Source organism: Kribbella sp. (genome assembly GCF_035655035.1).
Classification (GTDB): Bacteria; Actinomycetota; Actinomycetes; order Propionibacteriales; family Kribbellaceae; genus Kribbella.
This window is the reverse complement of the sequence record NZ_DASRVN010000125.1, coordinates 1-6,286: the sequence shown is the minus strand read 5'-3', so window position 1 is coordinate 6,286 and position 6,286 is coordinate 1. Positions and strand designations below refer to the sequence as shown.

Sequence of the window (6,286 nt, the reverse complement as noted above, 5' to 3'; positions counted from 1 at the left end):
CCGAGCGTCGGCGGCGACAGGATCGCGCCGATACCGGACGCGGCCAGCATCCCGCCCGCGGGCTCGGGTGGGTACCCGGCCCGGCGGAGGATCGGCCACGACACGGTGCCGAGCGACACCGCGGTCGCCGTACCGGAACCGGACACGGTGCCGAGCAGGAAGCCCGCGAGCGTGACGGTGCGCCCAGGCGCCGTACGGCTGCGCTTGAACGCTGCGAACGACAGGTCGATGAAGAACTTGCCGGCACCGGAGTAGTCGAGCACTGCGCCGTAGATGGTGAACAGCACGATGTACGACGCAGCCACGCCCAACGGGGTCCCGTAGAAGCCCGCCGTACCCATGGTGAGCTGGGCGATGATCGCGTCGAAGTTGAACCCCTGGTGCGCAAGAGCCCACGTATAGGGCAAGTACCCGCCGTAGTACGCGTAGGCGATAAAGACGAGGCTGAACACCGGCAAGACCCAGCCGGTCGTACGACGGCACGCCTCGAGCAGGAGCACCAGCAGGAGGGCACCCGCGACCACGTCCAACGTAGTAGGAGCCTGACGACGCTCCAGGTACCCATCGAAGCCAAAGAGCGGGTAAACGCAGACAGCTAACGCAAGCACGGCCAGGACCCAGTCCAGGATCCCAGGGTCGTCATGCGTGCCCCGGCGACCCGGAAACCCCCGGTAACACAGCAAGGTCATCGGCAGTACTGCTGCGAGAAAGATCACCAGATAGAACTGGGTGCCTTGTGGTAGAGGAAAGAAGACCTGCGCGAGCACACCAACGCTGACGACCGCGCACCAGACCGAGATCACCAGGTCCAGGCCGGGGCGCAACCGCCGAGCAGGCCGTTCCTGTTCGTACTCGGCCAACTCCTCGTCGGAGGGTGCGGCGATCCTGCCCCCGTCATCAACACCGACAGTCATCGAGCGGCTCCCTCCTGTGTCCGGAAGGCTAATGTTGGCGAACACTGCATGGAGTCACGTGATTACGTCTTTACCAAGATCTGACACATGAGGCCGTGACCTGGCCTACGATCACCGCATGAGTGGCGCGGTCCGGATTCTGCTGGTCGAGGACGATCTCGATATCGCCAATGCCCTGATACCCGCCTTGCGGCGGTACGGGCTGATGGTGACGCACGTACGGACGGCCGCGGACGCCCTCGCGGCGGACCCCGGCGACCTGGTCCTGCTGGACCTCGGGCTGCCGGACGGGGACGGCATCAACGTATGCCGGCAGATCCGTACCGTGTCCGACGTACCGGTGATCGCGGTGACCGCGCGGGGTGAGGCCGCCGACCGGGTCCGCGGGCTGCGCAGCGGCGCCGACGACTACGTGGTGAAACCGTTCGCGATTTCCGAGCTGCTGGCCCGTATTGATGCTGTACTTCGTCGTACCGGTCTCTTGCAGCCCCGCCCCCGGGTGACTGTCGGCGACCTGACCGTGGACATCGAGGCCCGTACGGTCCAGGTGGCGGACAAGCCCATCAGTCTGACCCGCAAGGAGTTCGACGTGCTCGCAGTACTGGCCGCGCACCACGGCCGGGTGGTCCCCCGGGAACAGGTCGCGCTGTACGCCTGGCAGTCGGTGTTCGAGGCGTCGTCGCGGACCATGGACGTGCACGTCGCCAGCCTGCGCGCCAAGCTCGGCCGGCCCGAGCTGGTCCAGACCATCCGCGGCGTCGGCTACCGCCTGGGTTCGGACTGACCGTTGCGCCGTCGACTACTGCAGTCCCTCGTCCCGATGGTGGTCGCGCTGGCCATCGTCGCCGTCATCCCGCTGGCGAACTTCATCGCCACGAGTACGTCGCGCACCCTGTTCCTGTCCCGGAGCAACGACGCGGACTGGTTCGCCGCGATGGCCGAAGGCCCGTTGCAGACCGGTGACATCGCGAACCTGCGCGAGCTCGCGGTCCGGTACCAGGACCTCTACGACACGCCGGTCTTCGTCGTCGACGTCGACTCCCGCGTGATCGCCACCTCGGTGTCCGGCGTCGACGTGAAGCAGGACGACATCGCGACCGCCCTGCACAGCACGCTGGCGGGCCGGTTGCCACCGGAGCCGCCGGCCCTGTGGCCGTGGCGTTCCGGCGAGATGATCGTGTCCCGTCCGGTCGTCAACAACGGCAGCGTGCTCGGTGCCGCCGTACTGCGGGTTCCGACCGAAAGGGCCCGTGAGCAGGTGCAGAGCGGGCTGCTGCTGCTCCTCGGCGGGCTGCTGATCAGCATCGGCGCGATCATCGTCGGTATCGTCCGGCCGATCACCCGCTGGGTGCTGCGGCCGCTGCAGGACCTCGACAACGCCACCCACCAGATCACCCGCGGCGCCCTCGACACGCGGGTGTCGACCGACGGTCGTGCACCAGAGCTGAGACGACTGGGTGACAGCTTCAACTCGATGGCGTTGAGCCTGCACCAGGCGCGGCAGCGTGAGCGCGAGTTCGTCGCGGACGCGTCGCACCAACTCCGTACGCCGTTGACGTCGGCCCGGATCCACATCGAAGGCCTGTCCCGGCTGTCGCCGACCGCGCGGTTCGCGCTCAGCGACATCGACCGGCTCGGCCGGATCGTCCAGCGGCTGTCCCGGCTGGCCGGCTCGGACCGCCCGTCGGCCGATGCCGAGGGCAACGAGGCTCCGCTGGACCTGGCCCAGGCGGTCAAGGAGCGGCTGGTCGGCTGGAAGGCCGTGTACGCCGCCGACGACATGGAGCTGGTGGTCGGCGAGATGGTCCCGGGCGGAGTCGCCCCGGAGCTCGAGGTCGACGACATCCTCGACGTACTGCTCGACAACGCGTCCAAGTACGGCGCGCCGCCGGTCGAGGTCTCGGTCACCCGGGACGGCACCGAGGTCGTGATGTCGGTCCGCGACCACGGTCTCGGTCTCGGCTCCCGGGATCTGAAGAAGGTCGGCGAGCGCTTCTGGCGCAGCGCGCACCACCGGGAGATGCCGGGGACCGGGCTCGGCCTGGCGATCGTCCGCTCCGAGGCGGCCCGGGTCGGCGGCCGGGTGGTCGCCCGCCCGCCGATCGGCGGCGGCCTGGTCATCGAGGTCCGAGTCCCCCTCCTGGAGGACTACGACGCCTGACCCCACTCCGGCACGCGGATGGATATCCTGTCGTGATGAGGGTTCTCCACCCGCACACCAGTAGAGAACCCTCCACACCGGTGGATATCCACACCTGTGGATGGGCGGGGTGGCTGGGTCAGATGTGGTTCTGGCGGTACCAGCGTTCCGCGGCCGGGTGCAGGGGCACCGGCATGGTGGCGATCGCGGAGCGTGGGTCCAGCGCTCCGGCCTCCGGGTTGCCGTTGGGCGTCGGGCTGGCGGCGCCGGGCGTCGGGGTGGCGCCGGCGTCCGCGACGCCCTTGATCAGGTCGTTCTGCCGGCGGAAGAGGGTGTTGACCGTCCACCAGGCCCATGAGTCCGACAGGTTCTGCCGGGCGATCAGGTAGTTCGGGATCGCGAGCGTCGGCACCGAGCTCGCCAGCCCGTACTGCGACGGCGGGATCGGCGCCACGTGGAAGCCGCCGAACTCCTGCAGCGCGATCTCCTCCGCGACGCTGCCGATGTCGAGCAGCCGGAATCCGATGCTCTTCTGCAGCACGGCGATCGGATCGGTCGGCACGCCGCCGCTCCAGAAGAACCCGTCGATCGACCCCCGGAGCTCAGTGCTCCTGGGCTGCACCGCATCGGCCATCTGCTGCAGCGTCATGTTCTTCCGGATCACGTCGACCTTGGACGGATCCAGGGTGGGGTTGTACTTGATCACCTCGGCCCGGGCCCGGTCCAGGATCATGTTCGCGACGATCTCGGTGCCGGAGCCCTTCGGGCCGACGCCGACGACCATCTTCCGTCCCGGGTCGTCCTTGCTCGGGAACAGGTCCCCGAGGCTGGTCGCCTTCGAGGCCATCGGTACGACGACGTGGACGTAGTTGTCGTACACCCGGGCCAGCGCGCTGAAGTGCAGCCGCCCCTTCGAGAACGCGTCGGTGCCCTCGTAGGCCGCGAGCGCGGTGTCCGACGTACAGAATCCGAGGTCGGCGTGGCCGCCGGCGACCGCGACCAGGTTCGCCACCGAGCCGTCGGTCGGCTTCGGCGTCAGCTCGACGCCGGTGACCTCGCTGACCAGCTTGCTGAGCGCCGTACCGAAGACGTTGTAGACGCCGCCGGCGTTACCGGTGACGAAGACGGCCTTCTCCGACGGTGCGGGCTCGTCCGCGCGGCCGCGGGAGCAGCCCGGCAGCAGCAGCCCGGACGCCGCGGCGGCGCCGAACCCGAGCAGGCTCCGGCGGGTCAGGCCGGTCGGCCGGGCGGGCGTGAGCAGGCGGGGGCGATCCATGCAGACAACCTAGACAACAATGGGGCCGTGCGGGTAGCCGCGCTGCTGGCCCGCAACTCAACCGCTACCCGGAGTTTCGTGGTGAAACTGCGTCTGGACGCGCGTGGGGTTGGTGTGACAGCGTTGTCATCCGTGCGGCCGTAGCGGCCGTGTGAGGATCCTTTCCCGGAGGCTGATTTCGTGCACGACGACCGTCAACTCATCGAGGAGCGGCTCAGGCGCGCCCTGCGGGAGCGGCTCCGCCCCGCGATCTACGGCGCGGCCGTCGGTCTGGACATCGAGGTGTGGCACGCACCCGGTGAGCCGGTGACCCCTGCCGAGGCACTCGCCCAGACCTACGAGCCGGCCCAGATCGGCCTGCCGTGGGGACCCGCGTGGGGCACCGCCTGGTTCAAGTTCAGCGGCCAGGTGCCGGCCGAGTGGGCCGGCAGCGAGATCGAGGCGGTCATCGACCTCGGCTTCAGCGGCGGCCCGGGCTTCTCCGCCGAGGGCCTGGTGCACACCACCTCCGGCAAGCCGCTCAAGGGCCTGCATCCGCGGCAGACGTACGCGCCGCTGTCGATCCTCGGCCCCGACGGTACGGCGGCCTCCGCCGGCGACACCGTCGAGTTCTACGTCGAGGCGGCCGCGAACCCGGAGATCCCGCTGGACAACGCGTACGCGAAGACCGACATCGGCGCCGGCCTCGGCGACCACCCGATCTACCAGCTGACCCGCGCCGACCTGGCGGTCTTCAACGCCGAGGTGTGGGACCTGATCCTCGACCTCGAGGCGCTGGACGGCCTGCAGCAGGAGCTGTCGCTGCAGGACCCGCGGCGCCGGGAGATCCTCCGCGCGCTCAGCCGCTCGCTGGACGCGCTGGACTACGAGGACGTCGCAGGTACCGCCGCGGACGCCCGCGCCCAGCTCACCGACGTACTGAGCCGGCCCGCGCACGCCAGCGCGCACCAGCTGTCCGCGGTCGGGCACGCGCACATCGACTCCGCGTGGCTCTGGCCGCTCCGGGAGACCCGCCGCAAGGTGGCCCGGACCGTGTCCAACGTTGCCACTCTGGCCGAGGAGTACCCGGAGCTCGTCTTCGCGTTCTCGCAGGCGCAGCAGCACGCCTGGGTGAAGGAGAACTACCCGGAGGTCTGGGAGCGGCTGAAGAAGGCCGTTGCCGAGGGCCACATCGTCCCGGTGGGCGGCATGTGGGTGGAGTCCGACACCAACCTGCCCGGCAGCGAGGCGCTGGCCCGGCAGTTCGTGCACGGGAAGCGGTTCTTCCTGGACGAGTACGGGATCGACACCCAGGAGGTCTGGCTGCCGGACTCGTTCGGCTACACCGCGGCGCTGCCGCAGCTGGTGAAGCTGTCCGGGTCGAAGTGGTTCCTGACCCAGAAGATCTCCTGGAACAAGGAGAACAAGTTCCCGCACCACACCTTCTGGTGGGAGGGCCTGGACGGGACCCGGGTGTTCACCCACTTCCCGCCGATCGACACCTACAACTCCGACCTGTCCGGCCGCGAGCTCGCGCACGCGCAGCGGAACTTCGCCGAGAACGGCGCGGCGACCCGCTCGCTGGTCCCGTTCGGGTACGGCGACGGCGGTGGCGGCCCCACCCGCGAGTTCGTCGCGACCGCGCGCCGGGTCGCGGACCTGGAGTCCTCGCCGAAGGTGACGATCGAGTCGCCGACCGAGTTCTTCAGCGCCGCCGAGGACGAGTACTCCGAGCACGCACCGGTCTGGTCCGGTGAGCTGTACCTGGAGATCCACCGGGCGACGTACACCTCGCAGGCCAAGACCAAGCAGGGCAACCGGCGGACCGAGCACCTGCTCCGCGAGGCCGAGCTGTGGAGCGCCGCGGCGGTCGTCGCGGGCAAGCTCGACACGTACCCGTACGAGGACCTGGACCGGCTCTGGAAGGTCGCGCTGCTGCACCAGTTCCACGACATCCTGCCGGGCTCGTCGATCTCG

Annotated in this window: 5 protein-coding genes; 3 read left to right on the top strand and 2 right to left on the bottom strand. The window is 69.4% G+C overall.

Annotated elements, in window-relative coordinates; all coding sequences use genetic code 11:
* Positions 1 to 914 (bottom strand): TRAP transporter large permease subunit (locus tag VFF46_RS07120; protein WP_325036218.1); only part of this gene is annotated, 914 nt, incomplete at its 3' end.
* A 118-nt stretch (positions 915 to 1,032) separates the two neighbouring features.
* On the opposite strand from VFF46_RS07120, the gene VFF46_RS07115 reads away from it, so the two are divergent.
* The gene (locus VFF46_RS07115) at positions 1,033 to 1,698 is read left to right on the top strand and encodes a response regulator transcription factor (protein ID WP_012918592.1); all 666 of its coding nucleotides are present in this window, start codon (positions 1,033 to 1,035) and stop codon (positions 1,696 to 1,698) included.
* A 3-nt stretch (positions 1,699 to 1,701) separates the two neighbouring features.
* On the top strand, positions 1,702 to 3,075 hold the full coding sequence (locus tag VFF46_RS07110) for a HAMP domain-containing sensor histidine kinase (protein ID WP_325036217.1): 1,374 nt from the start codon (positions 1,702 to 1,704) through the stop codon (positions 3,073 to 3,075).
* Positions 3,076 to 3,193: 118 nt separating this feature from the next.
* On the opposite strand, the gene VFF46_RS07105 is transcribed toward VFF46_RS07110, so the two are convergent.
* Positions 3,194 to 4,330 (bottom strand): TAXI family TRAP transporter solute-binding subunit, encoded by a 1,137-nt coding sequence (locus VFF46_RS07105; protein WP_325036216.1) that lies wholly within the window; start codon positions 4,328 to 4,330, stop codon positions 3,194 to 3,196.
* Between the two features lie 180 nt (positions 4,331 to 4,510).
* On the opposite strand from VFF46_RS07105, the gene VFF46_RS07100 reads away from it, so the two are divergent.
* Positions 4,511 to 6,286 (top strand): alpha-mannosidase (locus tag VFF46_RS07100; RefSeq protein ID WP_414673041.1); only part of this gene is annotated, 1,776 nt, incomplete at its 3' end.

Excerpts from the sequence above, each read along its gene's own strand:
- VFF46_RS07115 (WP_012918592.1), top strand. The coding sequence starts at position 1,033 with ATGAGTGGCGCGGTCCGGATTCTGCTGGTCGAGGACGATCTCGATATC.
- VFF46_RS07105 (WP_325036216.1), bottom strand. The coding sequence starts at position 4,330 with ATGGATCGCCCCCGCCTGCTCACGCCCGCCCGGCCGACCGGCCTGACC.